This window comes from Arthrobacter sp. TmtSoilC48 (genome assembly GCF_059739425.1).
In genome coordinates, this window is record NZ_AP046049.1 from 3526450 (window position 1) to 3549858 (window position 23409).

Genomic DNA, 23409 nt, shown 5'->3' on the forward strand with positions numbered 1-23409 from the left:
AAAAAAGATGGGCTCCTCGGTTTGAGGAGCCCATCTTTTGGTTAGTGCTGACCTGGCTAAGCCTGGACGCGCTCAACATCGGGTTCAAGGTAGATGACCCGCGCGATCGGAACGGCTGCCCGGATCCGTTGCTCGGCGTCGTCAATCACACGGGCAATTGCTTGACCGGTATCGGCTGCACCCATGGTGATCTTGGCGGCGACCAGCAGTTCTTCCGGCCCCAGGTGCATGGTCTTGAGATGGATGATCCGGGTGCCATCCGCCTGCAGTGCCTCGGTGATGCGTGCGACGTCGTCTTTAGTGGCCGATTCACCCAGCAGGAGCGATTTGGTCTCCACAGCAAGGATGACAGCGATGGCGACAAGCAGCAGGCCGATCATGGCCGTACCCAAGGCGTCCCACACGCCGTCGCCGGTTACGAGGGTCATGCTGACGCCGAACAGGGCGAACACCAAGCCCAGCAAGGCGCCGAAGTCTTCAAGGAGGATGACCGGCAGTTCGGGCTGCTTGGCATTGCGGATGAACTTGGCCCACGTCTGCTTGCCACGGATATGGTTCGATTCCACGATGGCGGTTCGGAAAGAGAACGACTCGGCAATGATGGCGCCAACCAGGACGGCCAACGGCACCCACCAGAAGTCGCCTTCGATGCCATGCGGGTGCTGGAACTTCTCCCACGCCTCGTACAGGGCGAAGAGGCCACCCACGCTGAAGAGGACGATGGACACGATGAACGCGTAGATGTACCGTTCGCGGCCGTAGCCAAAGGGGTGCTCGGGGCTTGCCGCACGCTGTGCTCGCTTGCCTCCTACCAGGAGAAGGATCTGGTTGCCGGAGTCAGCCACTGAGTGAATGGCCTCAGCGAGCATGGACGATGACATCGTCAGGACGAACGCAACGAACTTCAGGACAGCGATGGTCAGGTTCGCGGCGAGGGCCGCCACGATCGCTTTGGTACCGCCACTTGCAGCCACGAAAGCTTCACCTCTTCGGTTTTGGGAAAGATTGGAATGGGCCAAGAAGAGTCGTCATCGTGACGATCTTGCAAGAAACACCGTACCGGGCGTCAGGCTATTTCTGCATTCCCGACCCGGGCGCCTTGCTGCGAACGGGCGCTTGCATAGAGGCAAACGGTGGCCGCTGTACCCAGGTTCAAGCTCTCCGCCGCCCCATAGACAGGAACGGCTACGCGGTGATCCGCAAGCGCCAATTCGGCATCGGACAATCCTTGTGCCTCATTGCCGAACAACCAGGCCGTGGGCGCCTCAAGGGCATAATCAGAGGCGACATCGCTGTTTCCGAGCCGCCGGGCAGCATTCTCGTCCTGGAGCTGGTCAAGGTTTACCGTCCCATATCCGTCGGCGGCCAGGATCCCTATACCCAGTGCCCGGCAGCGCGCGACGAGATCTTCAACATCAGCCCCCAGGACCACCGGAAGGTGGAACAAGGAACCGGCCGTGGACCGTACCGCCTTGGGATTATAGATATCGACGCTGGAACCCGTCAGGATTACCGCATCGGCACCAGCGGCGTCGGCCGCGCGCAAAACTGTGCCTGCATTGCCGGGGTCCCGGACCTGGCACATGACCGCAAGAAGGCGAGGACCGGCGTCGAGCACTGATTCAAGGCTGACATCCACAAAACTGCAGACAGCAACGATGCCCTGCGGGTTGACGGTGTCCGCCATGGCGGCCAGGACGTCGTCATTGGCCAGCCGAAGCTGTGTTCCTTCTGCAAGGTCTGCGAGTTCCGGGAGCCGCTCCAGGCATGCCTCGCTCGCAAAGACTTCATGCACGACGGCGGAACCCCCTGCCGCAATGCGCTCCCGGTGAAGGGTCAAAGCCTCGCGAACCGCCTGTGGACCCTCAGCCAGGAAACGGCCGCGCTTTAAACGGGCCGGGCGCCCGGCAAGCTTGGCAACGTCCCTTACCCGATCTGCTCGGGGGTTGGTCATCGAAAAGTCTTGCGGGCGCCCGGTTTGGTTCATATAAAGAACTTTAGTGGCAGTTGCGACTAGTTCTTGATCTGCTGGCGGGCTTCGCCGCCGGCCGGCTCGAAGCCGGCAGCCTTTGCAGCCTCAACCGTGGAGAACCAGTATTCAGCAGCAGTGTTCTCGTACCAAGTGGAACCCGGTACGTGGTACTTCTTGGACTCGGCGTTGCCCTTGATGGCGTGGCCTTCCGGGGCACCTTCGCCTTCAACGGCAGCAATAGCGCCATCGATGGCCGGCTTCTCGGAGACAGAAGCCTTGACAGCCGTTGCGGTCGCAGCAGCCGGAGCAACCTTGGCAGCCTTCGGTGCAGCAACCTCGGCCTTGGCAGCCGGAGCAGACGTGTCGGCAGGCAGGGAGGCCTTGGCAATGTTCACCAGAGCGGCGAATGCGTTGGCGTCCGAAACAGCCAGTTCGGCCAGCATGCGGCGGTCAACCTCAACCTCAGCGGCCTTCAGGCCCTGGATCAGGCGGTTGTAGGTGAGGCCGTTGGCGCGGGATGCAGCGTTGATGCGCTGGATCCAGAGGCGACGGAAGTCGCCCTTCTTCTTACGGCGGTCGCCGTAGCTGTACACAAACGAGTGCAGCAGCTGCTCTTTGGCCTTGCGGTACAGGCGCGAACGCTGACCGCGGTAACCCTTGGCGCGTTCGAGGATAACCCGGCGCTTCTTGTGGGCGTTTACCGCCCGCTTCACACGTGCCACGTGCGTACTCCTTCAGAAATCTTTATCCCAAGCTGCTACTGCCGGAGATCCGGCCGGCCTGAGAAGGCTTTTGGTGTAGTCGGCCGCTACCGGATGGCAGCAACCAAAGAACTTGGAACTTAGACGCCGAGCATCTTCTTGATGACCTTGGCATCGCCCTTGAAGACGATCTTGTCGCCGGCGAGGCGACGGGTCAGCGTGGAGGACTTGTGCTCCAGGTAGTGGCGGCGGTTGGCCTGCTGACGCTTCAGCTTGCCGGTGCCGGTCAGCTTGAAGCGCTTCTTAGCACCGCTGTGGGTCTTCATCTTCGGCATGGGAACCGATCTCCTTACGTATCCACGGACAAAGTCCGCAGTTCTTTCGTGCAGCCGGCCTACAAGGGCTGGCGTGCTGGTTGCTTGCCGTTGGAGGCCAGGGCCTCCGGGGCGTTGAACTAGTTGGTCTTGCGTGATGCAGGCTTCGGCGCAGCCTTGGGGGCTGCGGGCCGAGCTGCCGGCTTGGGAGCTGCCGGCTTGGCGACGGGCTTCGGAGCCGAGGGAACTGCAGGCTTCGGGGCAGCTGCCGGAACAGCTGGCTTCGGAGCTGCGGGTGCAGGGGCTGCTGCCTTGGGGGCCGGTGCTTTCTCCGCCGGTGCAGCCTTCACAGCCGGGGCTTCCTCAACCACGGGTGCTTCTTCGACTACAGGAGCTTCCTCAACAACCGGAGCCTCCTCGACTACGGGAGCTTCTTCAGCTACGGGCGCTTCCTCGGCTTCTTCAACAACCGGTGCCTCATCAGCAACGGGGGTTTCAGCTGCGGGAGCCTCGACAGCCTCCTGCTTGGGCTCTTCTTCGGAAGCAAGCAGGCCTGCCGGAAGAAGGTCGCCCAAGGTCTGCGTCAACGGAGCCTGGTCACCTGTCGTGTCCACGCGCCCGGATGCCTTGGCCTCATTCTGGGCCTTGGCTTCGGCACGCTGGGCTGCACGCCGGGCTTCAGCCTTGGCTTCGGCCTTGTTCTTCAGCGGACCGATCACCATGACCATGTTGCGGCCATCGATGCGTGGGCTGGACTCAACAATGCCCACCTCTGCGACGTCTTCAGCAAACTTCTGAAGCAGGCGGATGCCCATCTCCGGACGCTGCTGTTCGCGGCCGCGGAACTGGATCATTGCCTTGACCTTGTCACCGGCGCCGAGGAAGCGAAGTGCATGTCCGCGCTTGGTTTCGTAGTCGTGCTTGTCGATCTTGAGGCGGAAACGGATTTCCTTCAGAACCGTGTTGGTCTGGTTCTTGCGGGCCTCACGCGCCTTCACGGCAGCTTCGTACTTGTACTTGCCGAAGTCCATCAACTTGCAAACAGGAGGCTTAGCCTGCGGGGCAACTTCAACGAGATCGAGATCGGATTCGGCAGCAAGACGCAGGGCGTCCTCGATGCGGACGATTCCTACCTGTTCGCCGGCAGGGCCGACCAGCCGCACCTCGGGGACGCGGATACGCTCATTGATTCTTGGCTCGCTAATGTTAAAGCTCCTGTGGTTGTGGTGAGTTTCACCGGCAAATAGAGAAGGCCTCCAATTGCTGGTGCAATCGAAGGCCTCAAGGATCGGGTGTGCTCCCTTGAAGGGGGCACGCACTCCAGAGGCTACGCCTCGGTGTGTCCGACCAGTACCCGGCAACCTCTTGTTCCGTGAAGGAATCCTGCTCCCCGGAGGGAAAACGGCTGACGCGGGTGGGAGAGAACTCCGCTTGCAAACTGAAAATCAATTCTACAGAAATAACCCGCCAAGCGCACATTGCACGGGGCGGGAGCATTTAATGCGAATAACGACTTCCAGTCGGTCTGTGACAAGCTTACCAGTATGAGCACTGAAGACAGCAATTCGCGCAATTCCTACTCCAAGGACGCCGACACAACCACAGCCGCGGCCCCTGCGGCCGATTCCGGGGTCTCCCAGCAGATCCGTGACATCGCGGAAGTTCCGGCTGTAGAAGTCATCACCACCGGTGCGGTCCACCTGATGAGCGCCGCCGCTGTGAAGGTCGGCCTCGCCGATGACCCCAACGCAGAAGACCTCAAAGACCTTGACGAGGCCCGCAAGCTCATCACTGCATTGGCCGGCCTCGTAACGGCGGCCGCCCCCGAAATCGGTTCGCAGCATGCCGGGCCCTTGCGTGATGGACTGCGCTCCCTCCAGTTGGCATTCCGCGAAGCTTCCCTTATCCCTGACGCGCCGGGCAAAGGCCCGGGTGAGAAGTTCACCGGGCCGGTGAACTAGCCAGGAACTGCCCAAAGTACCTACAACGGCGGCCCGACCACACATGTGGCCGGGCCGCCGTCGTCGTTAATGCCGCCGACACCGGGATTACGGCGAAGTTTTAGCAATGCTGGAGCTACACCTGGCAATACTGGAGCTAGACCCTGGCAATGCTGGAGCTACACCCGGGCGCGGCGGCGCCGGGACATGAGGGCGAAGCCCGCGATGCAGAGTACGACTCCGGCGAAGCCGACGGAGGCAAAACCTCCGGACGGCCCTACATTGTCAATAAATATCCCGGCAAGGGGTGCGCCGAACGCAATCCCGGCCGTCAGCGCGGATCCGTACCACCCCATGGCCTCGCCGCGGCGTTCCTCATCGACGAGGTCCGCCACCTTCTCCGATGACGCAGACAGCACTGGAGCGCAAAGAAGGCCGGGGAGAATCGAGAGCACCGCCAGCGTCCAGGTATCGTGTGCGAAACCCATGGGGATGGTGAGCGCGGCCATGCCCAACAACAGCAGCATGGGAGAGACCGGACGATTCATGGCACCGTAGATGAGGCCGCCCACAACTGATGCCGCACACCAGAAGAAGAAGACGATGCCAATCTCGTTCTGGTGTCCGCCGCGCTCCAACAGGCCAACAATACTGACGTCCGAACCGCTAAGTACCATCCCCGATCCCGCAGCTACGGCGAAAAGCGCTGCAACGGAAACCGTAAACCAGGTGAAATTGCGGGCCATGCGGTTCCGAAGTCCGGCTGTACGGGAGATGGCTGCCGGTGCCATTTCAGACGCCGCCTCCTGCACGTGGCCCGGTGCGGAGGCGACCATGGCTGCCTCGGCGGCGGCAAGGTCCGCAGCGGCCCGTGCCGCGGATTCCTCCGGAGTGCACTTGGCATCACTGCGGGTCGGAGGGTTGAACCAGATCAAGAACAGGCCGGCCACGGAGACAGAGATGCCCACCGCGGTAAGTCCCACGGCCGAGAAGCCGCTCGTTGCGACGATCGCGCCAACAGCGGGACCTATCATGAACACGAGCTCAGTGGCGATGGAATCAAGCGCAAACGCGGAGCGTCGCTGGTCTCCGTCCACCATGACGCCCAACGATTGACGCACCACGCTGAAGATAGGCAATGTGAACAAGCCCCCCACGAAGACCAAGGGAAGCAGCCAGGCGTACGGGACATGCGGAACAAGAGACCAGATCACTGTTTCCGAGATGACGGAAGGGATCAGCGCCTTACGCAGGCCCACCATGTCAACGCGCCGACCACGCCAAGGCGCCCCCAAGGCAATACCTATGGTCATGACGGCGGCAGCAGCGCCCGCGGCGGCGTAGCCCTGCCCCAGCGACAGGACAATGTGCAGCGTCAGGAGCACGCCAGCCGCTGAATGCGGAATACGGGCGACCATGCCCACCAGCAGGAGCCGCCGGACAGGGCGGATGGAAAGCATCTCCTTGTAGAGAGCGAAGTTCACGGGCTAATTCCTCTTGTTCCCCCGGGGCAGTCCCCGGTGGACGGGTACTGCCGTTAGTGCCGCCCAGGCTCCTGCGCCGCACGTTGCAGTTTTATTTCAATGGAATCGACGCCCTCGGCAAAGGATTCCAGCTGCGCCCACGCCTCGTTCAGGTCAGCCACCAGCGATTGGACGGCAGCGGCGTCGAGTCCGTCCTCAAGGAACAGCACTATCCGCAGTTCCGGGCCAGCGCCTCCGCCCGGGACCGTGCGGCCGTCCGCAGTCAGGGAGGCGACGCCACCACCGGCCTGTGTTTCGAGCCGGCGCACCGCCGGAAACGACTCGGCCTGTGAAGCGAGAGCAAACTCCAGTTGATCATCAAGGTATGACGGCGTCCAGTCCCGCTGCTGAGCCAACGCCCACATGGCTGGCCGCCGAACCACGAAAGTGAACGTTGAACCGGGGTCCAACACCAGCAATTGAGCGCCTTCGGAAACGGCCGAAAGGGCCGCCCTTGCCGCATAAACAGCTACGGGCCGGGCCTCTGCATGCCACGATTCAAGAGCGGCGGCCGTGGTGAAGACCGGCATTGCCTTCCGGCCATCAGGCGCCTTAAGTGTGACTAATGCCATGTCGGCCTGCTTGTCCGCGTGCAGCCCGCCAACGCCTTCGGCCTCCACGGCGAGCTGGGCCACCACTGGAACGAAGACCCTGGCGGTAGCGAGTGAAGCCAGGACCTCTGCCTCACTGCCCGTACCGTTCAGCAGTGCAGCAACGGCGGCGAGGTAACCGGCATCAGCCGTGCCGTCGTCGTCTTCGAAATTGTGGATCCTGGCATCGTCACCACTCAGGCTCCGGCCTTCCCAAGGTTGCCCCGCGGAGTCGGCGGCTCCCCCGGCGCCAGCCAAGGCAGCAGCAATGTGGCCCGGAAGTTCGCGTCGTCCGGCATCGCGGCTGCCCGGGTGGTTCTCCGGGCCGGAATCTGTGGGACGTGAAGCAGCCATCAGCGGCGACCGGCTACATCCAGGGCTTCGGGCAGAGTGAAAGCACCTGCATAAAGGGCCTTGCCAACAATGGCACCCTCGACGCCCAAGGGCACGAGTTCGCGGAGCACGCGAAGATCCTCAAGGCTGGAGATACCGCCTGAAGCCACCACGGGCTTACCCGTTTTCTGCACCATCTGACGCAGCAAATCAACGTTCGGGCCCTGCAGCGTTCCGTCTTTGGTGACGTCGGTGACCACGTAGCGTGCGCAGCCAGCGTCCTCCAGGCGGGCAAGAACTTCCCAGAGGTCGCCGCCTTCTTTGGTCCAGCCGCGACCAGCCAGGGTGGTACCACGGACATCGAGGCCGACGGCGATCTTGTCACCGAAGCGGTCAATGGCACGCCGTGTCCACTCAGGGTTCTCCAGTGCTGCCGTACCGAGGTTTACCCGCTCCACGCCCAAATCCAGGGCGCGTTCCAGCGACTCGTCATCCCTCAGACCGCCGGACAACTCAACCTTTACGTTGAGCTGGGAGACGACCTCGCTGATGAGGTCCGCGTTGTTGCCACGGCCAAAAGCGGCGTCGAGGTCCACCATGTGCACCCACTCAGCACCGGCGTTCTGCCAGTTCAAGGCAGCTTCCAGAGGCGTACCGTAGCTGGTTTCCGAGCCTGCCTCGCCTTGCAGCAGGCGGACTGCCTGGCCATCAACGATGTCGACGGCGGGGAGGAGTTCCAGAACGGACTGGGCAGAGGTGGTCATGTGTGTCCTAGGAGTTGATGGGGACGCGAGGCGTTCAGTTGCCCGGCAGCGTCAGGAGATAGGCGGCAAGCAGGGACATCCCCGCCAGCACATAGAAGGAAACGGAAACCCACAGTGGCTTCTTCTGCTGATGGAAGGAGATACCTCCACCCACCAGCACGCCGGCAAGGCCCATAAGCACTACCGACCACACTTAGGCTGCACCACGATCGTCCGCTGCCGGACCTTGTGCCACCTTGGCTTCAGGTTTGCGAAGCCCGTCCACCCAGTTGCGCAGGAGGCGTGCCCCGGCATCTCCGGATTTCTCGGGGTGGAATTGGGTGGCGCACAGGGGGCCATTTTCAACAGCAGCGATAAAGGGGGCTCCGTGCTCGGACCACGTCACCAAAGGTGGGGCCATCCGGGGCTGGACGACGTCGAAGTTCCACTCCTGCACGCCGTATGAGTGCACGAAGTAGAAACGTTCCTGTTCGACGCCCGCGAATAGCTTGGATCCTTCAGGCACGTCCACCGTGTTCCAGCCCATGTGGGGAACCACGGGGGCGGGAAGGAGCTCAACTTTGCCCGGCCATTCGGCCATCCCCTCGGACTCGGTTCCGTGTTCGACTCCGGCCTCGAATAGGACCTGCAACCCAACGCAGATCGCCAGGACAGGCCGGCCACCCGCGACGCGGCGGCCAATCATGCGGATGGCATCGACGGCCTTGAGTTCCCTCATCACCGTTTCAAAGGCACCCACGCCGGGGACCAGCAGCCCGTCGGCATTCAGTACGTCCTCAGGCTTGGAGCTAAGAACCACCTGGGCGCCTGCACGCTCAAGGGCGCGAACAGCCGAACGTACGTTGCCCGAACCGTAATCCAGCACCGTAACCGTGGGCTTGCCTTCGGGCGACTCCGGCTTGACGGTTGCCGAAGCGTCGGTAACCGCGCCGTCCTTCAGGATTTGCCCGCTCATAGCGCCCCCTTGGTGGATGGAATGCCCTCCACGCGGGGATCCGACTCCACTGCAGAACGAAGAGCCCGGGCAAAGGCTTTGAACTGGGCCTCGACGATGTGATGGGGATCCCGGCCTGCGAGGACGTTCATGTGCAGGCAGATACCGGCGTGCAACGTGATGGCCTCAAAGACGTGACGGGTCAGCGAACCTGTGAAGTGGCCACCGATCAGGTGATACTCCTGCCCTGCAGGTTCCCCTCCGTGCACCAGATACGGGCGTCCCGAAACATCCACGACAGCGTGCGCCAAGGCTTCGTCCAGAGGAACCGTTGCTTCGCCGAAGCGGCGGATTCCGGCTTTGTTGCCCAGGGCGGTACGCAAAACCTCACCAAAGGTAATGGCCACATCCTCCACCGTGTGGTGGGCATCAATGTGGGTGTCACCCGTGGCCTTGACGGTCATGTCAATCAGGGAGTGCTTGCACAACGCCGTCAGCATGTGGTCATAAAAGGGAACCGTGGTGCTGATGTCCGAGACACCGGTGCCATCCAGGTTGATCTCCACCAGGACGGAGGATTCGCTGGTGGTGCGCTCCATGCGCGCAGTGCGGTCAGCGGACGGCTTGGCGCCGGTTTCGCTCATTGGGACGTCCTTATACACGAAGAATGGGGTGGGTCTATTGACAAGTTTAGTTGGGCTGGGACGCAGCGCTGTCCAGAAGGGCTTCCAGGGCCTCAAGGAAGGCCGTTGTTTCCTTTTCTGTTCCCGCAGTCACCCGCAGGTGCCCTGGAATACCGACGTCGCGGATCAGGACTCCCGCATCCAGCAAGCCCTGCCAGACTGCGTGCGGGTTCGAAAGCCCACCGAAGAACACGTAGTTTGAGTCCGAGGCCGCAGGCTTGAGTCCCATTCGGAGGAGCTCGGTCACAATGCGGTCCCGCTGGACCTTGATGTCTTCGACGTCGGCCATGAGCGCTTCGCGGTGGTTCAGGGCGGCCAGGGCCGTGGCTTGTGTGACGGCTGAAAGGTGGTAGGGCAGCCGAACGAGCCTGATGGCATCGGTGACCTCAGGCGCGGCAGCCATGTAGCCCAACCGGGCACCTGCCAAGGCAAAGGCCTTGCTCATGGTGCGCGAGACGATCAAACGTTCCCGCCCGGGAAGCAGCGTCAGTGCGCTCGGGGTGTTGTCGTGCGCGAACTCGTGGTAGGCCTCGTCCACGATGACGATTGCCTGGCTGGCCTCGCCGGCTTCGTACACGGCTTCGACCACGTCCAGGCCCAGTCCCGTTCCCGTGGGGTTGTTCGGCGAGCACAGGAAGACGATATTCGCTCCGGTCTCCCGCACCTGGGCAGCCGCAGAAGCCGCATCCAGGCCATAGTCATCAGCCCGCACCCCACGGACATACTCAGTGTCCGTGCCACTGGCAAGCAACGGGTACATGGAATACGTGGGAGGGAATCCCAGCGCCTTACGCCCCGGACCTCCAAAAGCCTGCAAAATCTGCTGCAGGACCTCGTTGGAGCCGTTGGCTGCCCAGATATTCTCCGCGGAAAGCCCGTGTCCGAGGTAATCGGCAAGGGATTCACGGAGTTCCGTGAATTCGCGGTCAGGGTACCGGTTCAGGCCAGTGGCCGCGGCGGCAACAGCCTGGGTAATCGCCGCTTGCACATCTGCCGGAACGCCATGGGTGTTCTCGTTGACGTTGAGCAAAATGGGGACGTCAAGCTGCGGCGCGCCATAGGGGCTCAATCCACGCAGGTTGGTCCGAAGGGGAAGTCGGTCAAGTCGCTCAAGCTGGTCACTCACCAAGACAGTTTAAGGTGCCGGTGCGACTGCGGAGTAACTGTGACGCCAGAGACGCTGGCCCCTCGCCCCCTGGCCGCTCAATTGGCGGGAACGAACAGCTGCTGGCCGGGCTGGATGCGTCCCCCGCGGAGATCGTTCAACTGGATGATTTCCGCGATGACATCACGGGGGTCCCGCTCCGGCGCGGCCGCACCGGCGATGCCCCACAGGGACTGCCCTGGCTGGACAGTAACCGTAACTGCCACCGGCGGCTGCAGCTGGGCTTGGGAATCAGAAGCTTTGGCCGGGGAGTTGATGAAGCCGGCAAGGCTCAGCAGCGCGGCAAGGAGCAGCATGACGGGAATTCCAAAGAAGACGATCCTGCCGCGTTGGGTAAGCCGGAGACGCGCAGGAGCCGGAGTGTTGCGGAATTCGTGGAACGTAGAGATTGCGGACATGAGCTGAGCCCTTCTGAGCGATTGCCTGCATCGGATGCCCGTTGCCGGCTGCCAATTCCTTGTGTTCGCCGAGCCCGGCCCCGAATGTTCGAACACTTTCTTCGAACATCCGAACCGCGCTCAACTTTTATAGAACACATATTCGAACCTTGCTATGACATTTTTAGCACTTATCAACGAACGGTGTCGAGACTCGCTAGAACGAATGTTTGATAAACGCCTGTGCCTGGCCTAGGTTTGAGTGAAGAAACAGGCACTGTTTCAGTGGAACAGGAGGGTCTGACATTTTTTCGGATCCCACATCCCCGGGCACACTTCAGACCGTGACCGGGCGGAACGGAAGGGCATTGGCGAACATGGCAGCGAAAGCCACCGGCGGCGGGGCACCCCTGCGGAGCCAGCAGCCTCAAAAGAGTCCCAAAAGCCTGACTGTCCGGCAGAAGAAAATCCTGGAAACCATCCAGCGGTCCGTCAATGACAACGGGTATCCGCCCAGCATGCGCGAAATTGGCGACACCGTTGGTCTCGCGAGCCTCTCCAGCGTCACGCACCAGCTCTCCCAGTTGGAGAAGCTCGGCTACTTGCGCAGAGATCCCAAGCGCCCCCGCGCCATGGAAGTACTCATGCCTTTGACCCTTGACGGCGGGACAATTCCCGGAGTGGAAGCAGCTACTACACTCCGCAGCGCAGGCGGACTCGCCGTGACGGAACTGGCCAGCGCCAGCGACACCGCGATGGTACCCCTCGTAGGACGCATCGCTGCAGGTGGGCCCATCCTCGCCGACCAGACTATTGAGGATGTCCTGCCCCTGCCCCGGCAACTGGTGGGCCACGGCGAACTGTTCATGCTGAAGGTCGCTGGGGACTCAATGATCGATGCCGCAATTTGCGACGGTGACTGGGTGGTTGTCCGTCGCCAGAATGACGCCATCAACGGTGACATCGTGGCAGCACTCCTGGATGACGAAGCCACGGTAAAAACCTTCCGCCAGCGGGACGGCCACACCTGGCTGCTCCCCCAGAACACGCAGTACGAACCGATACTTGGAGACCAGGCCACCATCATGGGCAAGGTCGTCTCGGTACTGCGCTCCCTCTAGGGAGTTCGCCTACGTTTTCTTTGCGCCCAGGCGTTCCAGGACGCCGCGCACAACGTTGCGGTCCGTCGTTGCCCAAAATGGCGGCAAAGCGGCACGCAGGAATCCGCCGTACCGTTCGGTGGAAAGCCGCGAGTCCAAGACGGCCACCACGCCTTTGTCGCCGGTGGAACGAATGAGGCGTCCCGCTCCCTGTGCAAGACGAATTGCCGCATGCGTAGCCGACACCGCCATGAACCCGTTGCCCCCGGACTGTGCAACGGCGCGTGAGCGTGCGGTCATCAGCGGGTCATCGGGCCTCGGGAACGGAATGCGGTCAATCACCACAAGGCGGCATGAACCGCCAGGGACGTCGACGCCCTGCCACAGGGACATGGTGCCGAAGAGGCAGGTGTCCGGTTCATCGGCAAATTGCTTCACCAGTGCTGCCATGGTGGATTCCCCCTGGCAGAGGATGTCCACATCCAGCCGCGGGCGCATGGCATCTGCAGCTTCTTCGGCCGCCCGACGCGATGAGAACAGGCACAGGGCTCCCCCACCGGATGCACGGATGAGGTCTTCAAGCTCATCCAGGGCCTCGGGTGAAGTGCCCCTGCCGGGCTTGGGCAGGTGCTTGGCCACGTAGAGCACACCCTGCTTCGGATAATCAAAAGGTGACCCGACGTCCAACCCGGTCCAGCTTGGCGCCCCATCTCCAATAAGCCCCAGGCCACCGGCTGCGGGTTCAAAGGCAGATCCAATGGCCAGCGTGGCAGAAGTAAGCACCACTGTGTGCCCCGCGAAAAGGCCCTCCCGCAGGCGGCCGGCAACGCTAAGCGGCGCGATGTTGATCAGTGCGGGCGCGGTCTCGTCCGGGGGTGAGTATCCCTGCTGGGGATCGAAGGTGCTGTTCCTGGAGAACCACACAACTTCACGGTTCTCCTTGGCTGCGAGCATCCGCTCGCACAGTTCCAGAATGAGCATGAGCCGTGAGCGCGCAAGCTGCCTCCCGCCGTCGACCGCGTTTGAAGAGTCGGTTTTCGAGTCGGACAATGCGGCGCGTGTGGCATCGCGCAGCTGGTCCAGGCAGTCCAGTTGTTCGTCGTTGAGCCCATTGGGCAGCAGTCCGTTGGGGACACCGGCAATGGCCATGTCCAATCGATCGGCGGCCGCGTTCAGGGCGTCTACGGTGATAGCGGTGTGTTTGCGCGCGCTCGAAGCCGCAGCATGCACCATTGCCACGGACAGCTGACCTGTCACGGCTCCCGTGACCCGGTCCTGCAGCTCATGTGCTTCGTCAACCACAACGACGTCGTACTCGGGCAGGACAGCAAGGCCTTCGAAGGCACTGACGGCCAGCATGGCATGGTTGGTCACCACGACGTCAGCCTCAGCCGCCCGGGCCCGTGCCTGCTCGCTGAAGCATTCCTCGGCAAGAGGGCATTTTTGCGCTCCCAGGCACTCCATGGACGTCACGGAGACCTGCCTCCAGGCGCGGTCGGTAACACCCGGCATCAGTTCATCGCGGTCGCCAGTGGCCGTCTTTTCGGCCCATTCACGGAGCCGGACCACTTCCTTGCCCAATTGCGACGACGGGCCGCCAACCGCCGCTGCGAAATGCGGCACGCTGGTGTCCTCACCCAGGGAAAAAAGTTGCCCCTCGGACGGCTCTTCGCTGGGGAAGCCGCCCTCCAGCTTTTGCAGGCAAACATAATTTGCCCGGCCCTTAACGAGTGCCACGTTCACGGGACGCTCAAGGGCCGGGCTTATGGTCTCCAACAGCCGGGGCAGGTCCCTGCCAACAATCTGCGTTTGCAGGGCCAAGGTAGCGGTGGACACAAGCGTCGGTTTGTTGCTGTCCATGGAATGGGCGATCAACGGAATCAGGTACGCCAAGGACTTACCCGTACCCGTTCCCGCCTGGACCAACAAATGTTCACCGGACTCGATGGCCTTGGTGACTTGCCTGGCCATCTCGTGCTGGCCTGAACGGCTTTGACCGCCCATCCCGGCAACAGCTTTGTCCAACAGTTCGAGGGTGAACTTCTCCCCCACCGACTCGACGACGTCCGCCGCCACCTTCTCAACCATTGCTGACGAATGACTCCAGTTCGGCCGCCAATCCCTCACGGACCATGGCCACCACGCGGGTTCCGTTTTCCTCGTGCTCGAGGCTCAGGATTTCCGAATCGGAGTTGTGCAGCTTGTTGACCATGTCACCGCGGTCGTACGGGATCAGCACTTCGAGGCGGACTCCCGGCCGGGGAATGGACCGGCTGATCTCTTCCAGGAGCTCAGAAATGCCTTGGCCTGTGCGCGTGGAAACCACGGCGTGCCGCGGCTCCTTCTGCTTCAGGCGTTCCACTACGAAAGGATCAGCCACGTCCACTTTGTTCAGGACGATGATTTCCGGGACCTTGCGGGCGTCGACCTCGGTGAAGACAGCACGCACTGCCGCGATTTGCCCTTCCGGATCAGGATGGGAGGCGTCCACGACATGCAGGATCAGGTCTGCGTCCGCTACTTCCTCCAGCGTGGAACGGAAGGCTTCCACCAGCTGCGTAGGCAGCGAGCGGACGAACCCAACGGTGTCGGCCAGCGTGTAGCCGATGCCGTCCGGCGTTTGCGCCTTCCTGACCGTCGGGTCCAGGGTGGCGAACAGGGCGTTTTCCACCAGCACTCCAGCATCGGTCAGCCGGTTCAGGAGCGAGGACTTACCAGCGTTGGTATAGCCGGCAATGGCAACCGAAGGTACGGCATTACGACGGCGGTTGGCCCGCTTGGTCTCGCGCGCAGGCTTCATGGCGGCAATCTCCCGACGCAGCTTGGCCATGCGCGTCCGGATCCTGCGGCGATCGAGCTCGATCTTTGTTTCACCGGGTCCACGGGAACCCATACCGGCGCCGGCTCCACCCACCTGGCCACCGGCCTGGCGGGACATGGAGTCACCCCAACCACGAAGCCTGGGGAGCAGGTACTCAAGCTGTGCGAGCTCAACTTGTGCCTTGCCTTCACGGCTCTTTGCATGCTGCGCGAAGATATCCAGGATCAGCGTGGTCCTGTCCACCACCTTGACCTTGACGATGTCCTCAAGTCCGCGTCGCTGCGAGGGGGAAAGCTCGGTGTCGACCACAACGGTATCGGCTCCCGTGGCAGCCACGATGTCCTTGAGTTCCTGGGCCTTGCCCGACCCCAGGAACGTTCCGGGATCCGGTTTCGTACGGCGCTGAACCAGTCCGTCAAGGACCTCTGATCCGGCAGTCTCTGCCAGTGCTGCGAGTTCGCGAAGCGAATTCTCGGCGTCAGCCAAGGTGCCTTCTGTCCACAGGCCAGCCAGGACAACGCGTTCCAGACGCAGCTGCCGGTATTCGACCTCTGTGACGTCTTCGAGTTCGGTGGAAAGGCCCGCTGTACGACGAAGGGCACGGCGCTCGGCCAGGTCTTCCTGGTCGCCGTCGTAAATGCTGTGTTCGTGGTCAAGCGTGGAGATCGCTTGTGCCCTGCCGAAAACGCCCTTGGCATCATTGTCATCGGATGCCTGTGCGGGTACATCCTTGGAAAGAATCCGGTCAATGACGGCCTGGATTTGTTCAGGACTCATGTCCTGGGCGTCGGAATCGGATCCGGAGTGCTTCTGGGTGGTCATGGTCTCCTTAGACTGTTCGGCATATCCAGAATAGTGCTGTTTGGTGTCCAATGGGACGGTATTCGCGGTGGGCTGACGGGCTTCGGCCATATAGGGCCTCCTGTGGTGCTTGAATCGAGCGGGTTGGTCCGCGGGAGGTCCTGTCCTGCAGGAGAATTCATCGCCAATCCATAAGCCAGGCCTAACGGCAGATGGCTGGGCCACTGCTTTCGCGACAGCTGGGTGGACATGTTCTACTGAGCAACCGCGATCCACCAACAACGGGAGATGCGGAGTCTGCCGGACGGAACCTGCGGGCGGAATGGCCATGCGCCGGGCTGATGTGCCAAGCGGGCCTGCATCGCGGGCAGGTGCCTTGCCGACTGTTTGGCCGGCTCGGGCTGATTACTCAAAGATCAAGAACATGCCTTCCACATTAGCAGCACTGTCAAACCGTCCCGGCCCGAGGGCAGTTTCCCAAGCCGCCGGAAGCCAACTAATCTGGCAAATTATGGAGTCTGCACACTATTTCAGCGCCCAACCGGCCGGTCCGTTTACCCGCAAGCCCCTCACTGTGGAACTGGCTGGAGCTACCCGTCATGTGCAGACCTCGTCGGGCATCTTCAGCCCCGACGGTGTGGACAAAGGCACCAAGGTACTTCTGGCTGAGGTTCCACCGCCCTCGCCCCGGGGCAACCTGCTGGATATCGGGTGCGGTTGGGGCCCCATTGCCCTCACCATGGGGCTCATGGCGCCCCTGGCACAGGTCTATGCCGTGGACGTCAACGAGCGCTGCATCGCCCTGACCAATGAGAACGCCGTTTCCCTGGGCTTGAACAACGTCAAGGCCAGCCTCCCGCAAGAGGTAGATCCCGGCGTCGAATTCGACACGATCTGGTCCAACCCGCCCATCCGAATCGGCAAAGACGAGCTGCACTCGCTTCTCCTGACATGGCTGCCCCGGCTGGCACCGGGCGGCAACGCATGGATGGTGGTCCAGAAGAACCTGGGCTCGGACTCACTCCAACGCTGGCTGGCCAACGAACTGGACAAGTCCTACACAGTCTCCCGGGAAAGCACTTCCAAGTCCTTCAGGATCCTTCGGGTCAGGAAAGCGTCCCACTAGCCACAATGACCGCCGGCCCGCTGAGCTCAACGTGTTCGCGGCCGTCCTCGCCGGGGAAGAACTTCACTTCCACTACGCCGCCGGGAACGTTGACGTGCCAGGCATTGGGGGCGCTGCTGCCAGCCCAGTGACGTATTGCGACGGCAGCCGCACACGCACCGGTGCCACACGATTGCGTCTCGCCTACGCCGCGCTCGTGGACGCGCATGGTGATACTTCCCACACCGTCGTGGACCAGCGGTTCAGCGGGCACCACGAACTCGACGTTGGTGCCATTGGCAGGCTTGGGATCCACGACCGGAGCTGTGAACAGCTTCGTGGCGGCGAGCTCACTGAGCTCAGCAAGTGCTACCACCGTGTGCGGGTTGCCCATGCTGACCGACAGCCCGGGCCGGGCCACCTCCAGACCATCTGCGCTGACCAAAGCATCCATGGCTTTGCTTTGTGCTTCTGCAGGGAAGATGAATTCCCATGGGCCCATATCCACGGCATAACCGCCGGACGTGCGCACAATCTTCTTGATGCCGCCACGTGTTCCGATGGTCAAGGACTGACCCGGCCCGAGCTCAACCAGGCCTTGGTCGATCAGGAAGTGCACGAACACTCGAACACCGTTGCCGCACATCTCGGAGAGCGAACCATCGCCGTTCCGGTAGTCCATGAACCATTCGGCAGAGGCGTCCTGCTCAAGCAGGATGCGGCCTTCGGGCAAATACCGCGAGGGGACAGCCCGGATAAGACCGTCACCACCAATTCCCCGATGCCTGTCGCACAGCTGTGCTACCTGCTCTGGTGAGATCTCGTGGACAGCACCCGGATCAGCAATCAGGACGAAGTCATTACCCGTTCCATGGCCCTTGGAAAACGCCAAACCGGAAAGGCTGGCAGTGGACACGGTGGCACCGGCAGCGGCGGACTGCTGGGCGGGAACTGCGGCGGTTTGATCCATGGGACTAGGCTACCCGCCGGGCAGGTTCGGTCAGAAATTGCTGTATGGGAGTGGCAGCCCGGCTAGGCCAGCGCCAATGCCTTGGACACAAGGTCCGGGTCCTGCCAATCAAGCCAGGCGATGCGGGGATCGGCCCGAAACCAGGTCAATTGCCGCCGGGCGAACTGCCGCGTGGCCACAATGGTTTCCTCAGCTGCCTCCGGGACACTGGCTTCGGCGTCGAGCACCCTGAGGAACTGCGCATATCCCAGGGCACGCGAGGCCGTCTTGCCGCGCCGCAGCCCAGCCGCATCAAGGCGTTCCACTTCCTGGAGCAACCCCGCATCCACCATCCGGTGTACGCGGAGCGCCAGCCTCTCCCGCAGAACCTCCCGTTCCACAGCCAGGCCAATCTGTATGGCCGGCTGGAAGTACTCGCGTTGCGGCATGAACGAGCTGAACGGCCGTCCCGTCATTTCGTAGACCTCCAAGGCCCTGATCACCCGCCGGGCATCCCCCAGACGCCCCGCCGAGATGGGATCCACCTTTTCAAGCCGGGCCCGCAACGGCGCCAGACCGAACGTTTCCCATTCGTCCTCAAGCCGTTTTCGCAAGACAGGGTCCGTGCCGGGAAACTCCAGAACATCCAGGGCGGCCCGCACATAGAGGCCAGAACCCCCCACCATGATGGCGCGCTTGCCGCGGGCGTGCACGTCACTAATGACGGCGCGGCATTCCGCCTGGAAGTCCGCCACGCTGGCTTCCTCCGTGACATCCTTTGTGTCCAGCAGATGGTGTGGCACACCCCTGCGCTCGTCCACAGTGATCTTGGCCGTCCCGATGTCCATGCCCCGATAGAACTGCAAGGCATCAGCGTTGATGACCTCACCATCGAGGGCAAGGGCCAGCTCGACGCCCAGGTCCGATTTACCGGAACCGGTGGGGCCGACGACTGCGATGACCGGCGGCGCGGCATGGGAGGGAGCCATTCGACCTCGAATAATGGGCGTCAGGCGCCGCGAACAGGCAGCGACGGCATGCCCAAAGACACGCCTTTCCTGTCCGACGCCGCACCCGCGCTCGGAACACCGCAGGAATCTGCCTGCGAACGATCCCAGGCGTCACCAGCCCTTGACCGGCGCAACATGTAATCGTCCAGGCCGGCAGGATCGGCAACCAGGTGGAATGCCGCGGCTTCGGTAATGGTCACGGTGACAAAGTCACCTGGGCGGGGGGTTTCCGCACCATCAGGTACCGAGAAGTGAACGAGTCGCTGATCCTTGGACCGGCCGGACAACCGGTGCGTTTCCTCTGCTTTGCGGCCCGACTGCGCTGTCACCAGAATCTCCACACGGCGACCCAGCTGCTTTGCGTTCTCCTCCGCGGCGATTCGGTCCTGAAGGGCGGTCAGCCTTTCGAAACGCTCCTGGACCACTGCTTTGGGAAGTTGCTCCGGGAGCTCGGCAGCAGGCGTACCAGGCCGTTTGGAGTACTGGAAGGTGAAGGCTGAGGCAAACCGCGATTTCTCGACGACGTCGAGCGTCGCTTGGAAATCCTCTTCGGTTTCTCCGGGGAAGCCAACAATGATGTCCGTAGTGATGGCCGCATTGGGAATCCGCTCACGCACCTTGTCCAGGATGCCAAGGAACTTGCTGGAACGGTACGAGCGCCGCATATCCTTGAGTACCTTGTCCGAGCCCGATTGCAGGGGCATGTGCAACTGCGGCATCACGTTGGGTGTCTCGGCCATCGCATCAATGACGTCGTCCGTAAACGCTGCCGGATGCGGGCTGGTGAAGCGTACGCGTTCAAGGCCTTCGATCTCACCACAGGCACGCAGAAGCTTTGAGAAGGCCAAGCGGTCACCGAACTCAACCCCGTAGGAGTTCACGTTCTGGCCCAGCAACGTAACTTCCACGGCGCCGTCGTCCACCAAGGCCTGGATTTCGGCCAGGATTTCTCCGGGACGCCGATCCTTCTCCTTGCCGCGGAGCGATGGCACGATGCAGAACGTGCAGGTGTTGTTGCAGCCTACTGAAATCGAAACCCAGCCGGAATAGACGGAGTCGCGCTTGGTGGGGAGGGTGGACGGGAAGACGTCCAGGGATTCCAGGATTTCGAGTTGGGCCTCGTTGTTGTGCCGCGCCCGCTTCAGCAGTGCCGGAAGTGCTCCTACATTGTGGGTGCCAAACACAGCGTCCACCCAAGGAGCCTTCTTGACGATGGTTTCCCGGTCCTTCTGGGCGAGGCAACCGCCGACGGCGATCTGCATGCCAGGGTTGGCTGCCTTGACCTGCCGAAGCTGGCCAAGGTTTCCATAGAGCTTGTTGTCCGCATTTTCCCGAACGGCGCACGTGTTGAACACCACGATGTCCGCAACCTCACCCTCCGCGGGCACGTAACCAGCATCCTCAAGGAGGCCAGCCATACGTTCGGAATCGTGGACGTTCATCTGGCAGCCGAAAGTACGGACCTGATACGTCCTCGGTTCAAACGGGGCAGATTCAGACGGCGCAGGTTCAAACGTGGCAGATTCCATCGGGGCACGGACATCCGTCACTTGGGCATCAGCATTGGTTGCCAATGCTACAGCCGAAGGCGTGGTTTCTGCTGAGGGGGAAGGAATGGTCAAACTCACTACTCAAGGGTACCGGCTTGGGCAAGTACCTCACCGACGATCCGGAAGGCCATCGAAGGGGCATAGCCCTTCCGGGCCAGCATGGATGCCAGCCTACGGGTGTACTTGTCACGTTCTGCACGATCGGAGAGATCCACGCCTGGCCTCAGTTTGCGCTCAACGAGCTCACGGGCGGCGATTTCCTCGTCTTCATCGCTGAGCTGTGAGAGTGCTTCCTCGGCATCATCGAGCTCGATACCTTTCTCCGTCAGCTCACGGCGAATGGCACCTTTGGCCAGTTTTCTGCTTTGGGAGCGGCTGCGCACCCACATTCTGGCAAACTCAGCGTCGTCAATGAGCTGGACTTCCTCGAAGCGGTCCAGCACAGCCTCAGCAACATCCGGAGGGACATTCCGCTCGGCCAGCTTGCGGGACAGCTGCAGCCGACTCCGTGGCGCCATCGTCAATTGCCGCAAGACGATGGCGCGGGCCACGGATTCGGGATCAGGCTCAGGATCGCCTGAGACGGAGGACTCCGGGTCCGGCCCGGTTCTAGCCGTCAACGGCCTTCAGCTTTGGGGAATCTGCCTCCGGCTTGACACCCACGCCAAGCTTTTCCTTGATGAGACGCTCAAGTTCCTGTGCCAGCTCCGGATTATCACGCAGGAAGCGCCGTGAATTCTCCATGCCTTGGCCCAGCTGATCGCCGTCGTACGTGAACCACGAGCCGGACTTCTTGATGATGCCGTGCTCTACGCCCATGTCAATGATGCCTCCCTCGCGGGAGATGCCCTGGCCGTAGATGATGTCGAATTCAGCAATCTTGAAGGGCGGGGCCATCTTGTTCTTGACGATCTTGGCCTTGGTCCGGTTACCGACGGAGTCGGCACCTTCCTTCAGCGTCTGAATGCGACGGACGTCGATGCGCACTGAGGCGTAGAACTTCAGGGCCTTACCACCGGTGGTGGTTTCGGGCGATCCAAAGAAGACGCCGATCTTCTCACGCAACTGGTTGATGAAGATGGCGGTGGTCTTGGTCTGGCTCAGGCGACCGGTGATCTTTCGCAGGGCCTGGCTCATGAGCCTGGCCTGAAGGCCGACGTGGGAGTCGCCCATCTCGCCCTCAATTTCAGCACGTGGGACCAAGGCAGCCACGGAGTCAATGACGATAATGTCCAGGGAGCCGGAGCCCACAAGCATGTCCATGATTTCCAGGGCCTGCTCACCAGTGTCCGGCTGCGACACGAGCAGTGCGTCCGTGTCCACCCCAAGTTTGGCTGCGTAATCGGGGTCAAGGGCGTGCTCGGCGTCGATGAAGGCCGCGATGCCACCGTTACGTTGTGCGTTGGCTACAGCGTGCAGCGCCACTGTGGTTTTACCAGAGGATTCCGGGCCGTAGATCTCCACGACGCGGCCACGGGGCAGGCCGCCAATGCCAAGGGCGACATCCAGTGCGATGGATCCAGTAGGAATGACTTCGATCGGGGCGCGGGTGTCATCACCCAAGCGCATGATGGAGCCTTTGCCGAACTGCTTGTCGATCTGGGCAAGCGCTGCTTCGAGCGCCTTTTCACGATCCGGGGTTGCCGCCATGGTTCACACCTCTGATGCTTTCTCGCTGTGGAGTGGCCTGAATGGCCGCTTTCCTGTCATGTCAGACGCTATTACGGCTCCCTGACATTTTTTGAAGCCGATGTGGGCTATGTGGATAACCAACCCTCGGATTGCCTGTGGAATGCGTCCTTCAGGAACAATTTTCCTCTCACAGGAGCATATCCCTGTCCGAACAGATATTCGAACAACGCGCGCGGGCGTGTCACCACCACAGGGCTGGAAGTCCCCCGGCAAACATGGCCGGAGACTTCAGTTGGCCGCAGGCTTGATATCCCTGCCGAGCCTGCGCTCCAAAGGGACATCCTGGACTTCGCATATAGCCAGCCAGACTTCCCGTGGCTGGTAGCCGGCAGCCAGCGCCTCTACGGCAGTCCGCCCTCCCACCCCGGCCAGCACCAGGGAATTGGCCAGGACGCGGGAATAGCCTGCCCCAAATTCATCGTCCATTAATCGCCAAAAGTCACTTGCCCTCACGGATAGAGTCTCTCACGACGCCGGACTCTAGAATGGTTGCCATGAGCAATCCTCTCCAGAGCACGCCCCCCGAGGCCGTGCCAGGCGAAACCATAGACGACGCCCTTCAGCAGGTGGAACACCAGCTGAGCCTGCTCTGGCGCCGTGCCCGTTCCATCTCGCATCAGTTGTCCCGCCAGGTCCATCCCGACATGGAGCCTGCCGCGTACGGACTGCTGACGATCATTCGCCGCGAGGGCCCCATCCGCCTGACGGACCTTGCCTCGTGCATCGGAGTGGGCAAGCCCTCAGTGAGCCGCCAGATCGCATTTCTGGAAAGTATCGGCTTGGTCTACAAGGAGGCAGATCCGCAGGACGGACGCGCCCAGTCCATTCGCCTGACGGAAAAAGGCGAAGAGAAGATGCACCAGGTCCAGGACGCCCGCCGGCAGGTGTTCCGTGAGCGACTCGGTGAGTGGCCGCTGGAGGATGTCCAAACCCTGGCCGACTACATGGGCCGGCTCAACGCCGTCTACGGTGAAAGCATCATCAGGGACGCCACCCTGAAGGAGACCGAGTCCGGGGAGACCGCCAATCCCACGGAGGATTAACGCGCCTCCAAACGCGGCTTTAGGCCGCGCAGCAGCACATGC

At 62.0% G+C, this 23409-nt stretch carries 25 protein-coding genes; 4 read left to right on the plus strand and 21 right to left on the minus strand.

Features of this window, described 5'->3' with window-relative positions:
• Window positions 1–56: 56 nt before the first annotated feature.
• From AC6I97_RS16315 to infC, 5 genes are all read right to left on the minus strand, one after another.
• Window positions 57–974: a cation diffusion facilitator family transporter gene (locus AC6I97_RS16315; protein WP_223936600.1), complete on the minus strand. Its 918-nt coding sequence runs from the start codon at window positions 972–974 to the stop codon at window positions 57–59.
• A gap of 92 nt (window positions 975–1066) precedes the next feature.
• A complete protein-coding gene (locus AC6I97_RS16320; RefSeq protein WP_497945435.1) occupies window positions 1067–1987 on the minus strand; it encodes a TrmH family RNA methyltransferase in 921 nt (306 codons plus the stop codon).
• Window positions 1988–2013: 26 nt separating this feature from the next.
• Window positions 2014–2694 carry a 50S ribosomal protein L20, sunset domain variant gene (rplT, locus tag AC6I97_RS16325; RefSeq protein WP_224092379.1) on the minus strand — a complete coding sequence of 227 codons (681 nt, stop codon included), beginning with the start codon at window positions 2692–2694 and terminating at the stop codon, window positions 2014–2016.
• Window positions 2695–2813: 119 nt separating this feature from the next.
• Window positions 2814–3008 (minus strand): 50S ribosomal protein L35, encoded by a 195-nt coding sequence (gene rpmI / locus AC6I97_RS16330; protein WP_059387794.1) that lies wholly within the window; start codon window positions 3006–3008, stop codon window positions 2814–2816.
• Window positions 3009–3127: 119 nt separating this feature from the next.
• Window positions 3128–4150, minus strand: coding sequence for a translation initiation factor IF-3 (gene infC, locus AC6I97_RS16335; protein ID WP_497945436.1), 1023 nt, complete (start codon window positions 4148–4150; stop codon window positions 3128–3130).
• A gap of 381 nt (window positions 4151–4531) precedes the next feature.
• Between infC and AC6I97_RS16340 the strand changes: the two genes are divergently transcribed.
• Window positions 4532–4948: a DUF1844 domain-containing protein gene (locus AC6I97_RS16340; protein WP_224167005.1), complete on the plus strand. Its 417-nt coding sequence runs from the start codon at window positions 4532–4534 to the stop codon at window positions 4946–4948.
• Window positions 4949–5106: 158 nt separating this feature from the next.
• Here the strand turns inward: AC6I97_RS16340 and AC6I97_RS16345 are convergent, their stop codons facing one another.
• From AC6I97_RS16345 to AC6I97_RS16380, 8 genes are all read right to left on the minus strand, one after another.
• On the minus strand, window positions 5107–6411 hold the full coding sequence (locus AC6I97_RS16345; protein WP_497945437.1) for an MFS transporter: 1305 nt from the start codon (window positions 6409–6411) through the stop codon (window positions 5107–5109).
• Window positions 6412–6464: 53 nt separating this feature from the next.
• Complete coding sequence (locus AC6I97_RS16350; RefSeq protein WP_497945438.1) at window positions 6465–7394, minus strand: SseB family protein; 930 nt, start codon at window positions 7392–7394, stop codon at window positions 6465–6467.
• Entirely contained in the window at window positions 7394–8137 is a 744-nt protein-coding gene (gene priA, locus AC6I97_RS16355) for a bifunctional 1-(5-phosphoribosyl)-5-((5-phosphoribosylamino)methylideneamino)imidazole-4-carboxamide isomerase/phosphoribosylanthranilate isomerase PriA (RefSeq protein ID WP_497945439.1), read from the minus strand. The genes AC6I97_RS16350 and priA overlap by 1 nt, the downstream gene beginning before the upstream one ends.
• 34 nt (window positions 8138–8171) lie before the next feature.
• Window positions 8172–8330: a CG2302 family histidine operon protein gene (locus tag AC6I97_RS16360; RefSeq protein ID WP_216925244.1), complete on the minus strand. Its 159-nt coding sequence runs from the start codon at window positions 8328–8330 to the stop codon at window positions 8172–8174.
• The gene (gene hisH, locus AC6I97_RS16365; RefSeq protein WP_309927954.1) at window positions 8331–9092 is read right to left on the minus strand and encodes an imidazole glycerol phosphate synthase subunit HisH; all 762 of its coding nucleotides are present in this window, start codon (window positions 9090–9092) and stop codon (window positions 8331–8333) included. It lies immediately after the preceding gene.
• On the minus strand, window positions 9089–9715 hold the full coding sequence (gene hisB, locus AC6I97_RS16370; RefSeq protein ID WP_216925246.1) for an imidazoleglycerol-phosphate dehydratase HisB: 627 nt from the start codon (window positions 9713–9715) through the stop codon (window positions 9089–9091). The genes hisH and hisB overlap by 4 nt, the downstream gene beginning before the upstream one ends.
• Before the next feature lie 46 nt (window positions 9716–9761).
• Window positions 9762–10880: a histidinol-phosphate transaminase gene (locus AC6I97_RS16375; protein WP_224092364.1), complete on the minus strand. Its 1119-nt coding sequence runs from the start codon at window positions 10878–10880 to the stop codon at window positions 9762–9764.
• Between the two features lie 77 nt (window positions 10881–10957).
• Window positions 10958–11317, minus strand: coding sequence for a LysM peptidoglycan-binding domain-containing protein (locus AC6I97_RS16380; RefSeq protein WP_224167002.1), 360 nt, complete (start codon window positions 11315–11317; stop codon window positions 10958–10960).
• 356 nt (window positions 11318–11673) lie between these two features.
• On the opposite strand from AC6I97_RS16380, the gene lexA reads away from it, so the two are divergent.
• A complete protein-coding gene (lexA, locus tag AC6I97_RS16385; RefSeq protein WP_224093932.1) occupies window positions 11674–12417 on the plus strand; it encodes a transcriptional repressor LexA in 744 nt (247 codons plus the stop codon).
• Between the two features lie 9 nt (window positions 12418–12426).
• Here the strand turns inward: lexA and AC6I97_RS16390 are convergent, their stop codons facing one another.
• The gene (locus tag AC6I97_RS16390; RefSeq protein WP_497945440.1) at window positions 12427–14484 is read right to left on the minus strand and encodes an ATP-dependent DNA helicase; all 2058 of its coding nucleotides are present in this window, start codon (window positions 14482–14484) and stop codon (window positions 12427–12429) included.
• Window positions 14477–16039: a GTPase HflX gene (gene hflX, locus AC6I97_RS16395; RefSeq protein WP_497945441.1), complete on the minus strand. Its 1563-nt coding sequence runs from the start codon at window positions 16037–16039 to the stop codon at window positions 14477–14479. The genes AC6I97_RS16390 and hflX overlap by 8 nt, the downstream gene beginning before the upstream one ends.
• A gap of 490 nt (window positions 16040–16529) precedes the next feature.
• Between hflX and AC6I97_RS16400 the strand changes: the two genes are divergently transcribed.
• Window positions 16530–17144, plus strand: coding sequence for a class I SAM-dependent methyltransferase (locus AC6I97_RS16400; RefSeq protein ID WP_224092356.1), 615 nt, complete (start codon window positions 16530–16532; stop codon window positions 17142–17144).
• Here the strand turns inward: AC6I97_RS16400 and dapF are convergent.
• The 6 genes from dapF to AC6I97_RS16430 form a co-directional block, all read right to left on the minus strand.
• Window positions 17125–18093, minus strand: coding sequence for a diaminopimelate epimerase (gene dapF / locus AC6I97_RS16405; RefSeq protein WP_224092354.1), 969 nt, complete (start codon window positions 18091–18093; stop codon window positions 17125–17127). The genes AC6I97_RS16400 and dapF overlap by 20 nt on opposite strands.
• A gap of 62 nt (window positions 18094–18155) precedes the next feature.
• A complete protein-coding gene (miaA, locus tag AC6I97_RS16410; RefSeq protein ID WP_224092353.1) occupies window positions 18156–19061 on the minus strand; it encodes a tRNA (adenosine(37)-N6)-dimethylallyltransferase MiaA in 906 nt (301 codons plus the stop codon).
• 20 nt (window positions 19062–19081) lie between these two features.
• A complete protein-coding gene (gene miaB, locus AC6I97_RS16415) occupies window positions 19082–20611 on the minus strand; it encodes a tRNA (N6-isopentenyl adenosine(37)-C2)-methylthiotransferase MiaB (protein WP_497947145.1) in 1530 nt (509 codons plus the stop codon).
• 98 nt (window positions 20612–20709) lie between these two features.
• On the minus strand, window positions 20710–21252 hold the full coding sequence (locus AC6I97_RS16420; RefSeq protein WP_224166998.1) for a regulatory protein RecX: 543 nt from the start codon (window positions 21250–21252) through the stop codon (window positions 20710–20712).
• The gene (gene recA / locus AC6I97_RS16425) at window positions 21242–22282 is read right to left on the minus strand and encodes a recombinase RecA (protein WP_224166997.1); all 1041 of its coding nucleotides are present in this window, start codon (window positions 22280–22282) and stop codon (window positions 21242–21244) included. Before recA ends, AC6I97_RS16420 begins: the two co-directional genes overlap by 11 nt.
• A gap of 270 nt (window positions 22283–22552) precedes the next feature.
• Window positions 22553–22777, minus strand: coding sequence for a DUF3046 domain-containing protein (locus AC6I97_RS16430; protein WP_224092350.1), 225 nt, complete (start codon window positions 22775–22777; stop codon window positions 22553–22555).
• A 32-nt stretch (window positions 22778–22809) separates the two neighbouring features.
• Between AC6I97_RS16430 and AC6I97_RS16435 the strand changes: the two genes are divergently transcribed.
• Entirely contained in the window at window positions 22810–23367 is a 558-nt protein-coding gene (locus AC6I97_RS16435) for a MarR family winged helix-turn-helix transcriptional regulator (protein ID WP_497945442.1), read from the plus strand.
• The last annotated feature ends 42 nt before the right edge of the window (window positions 23368–23409 follow it).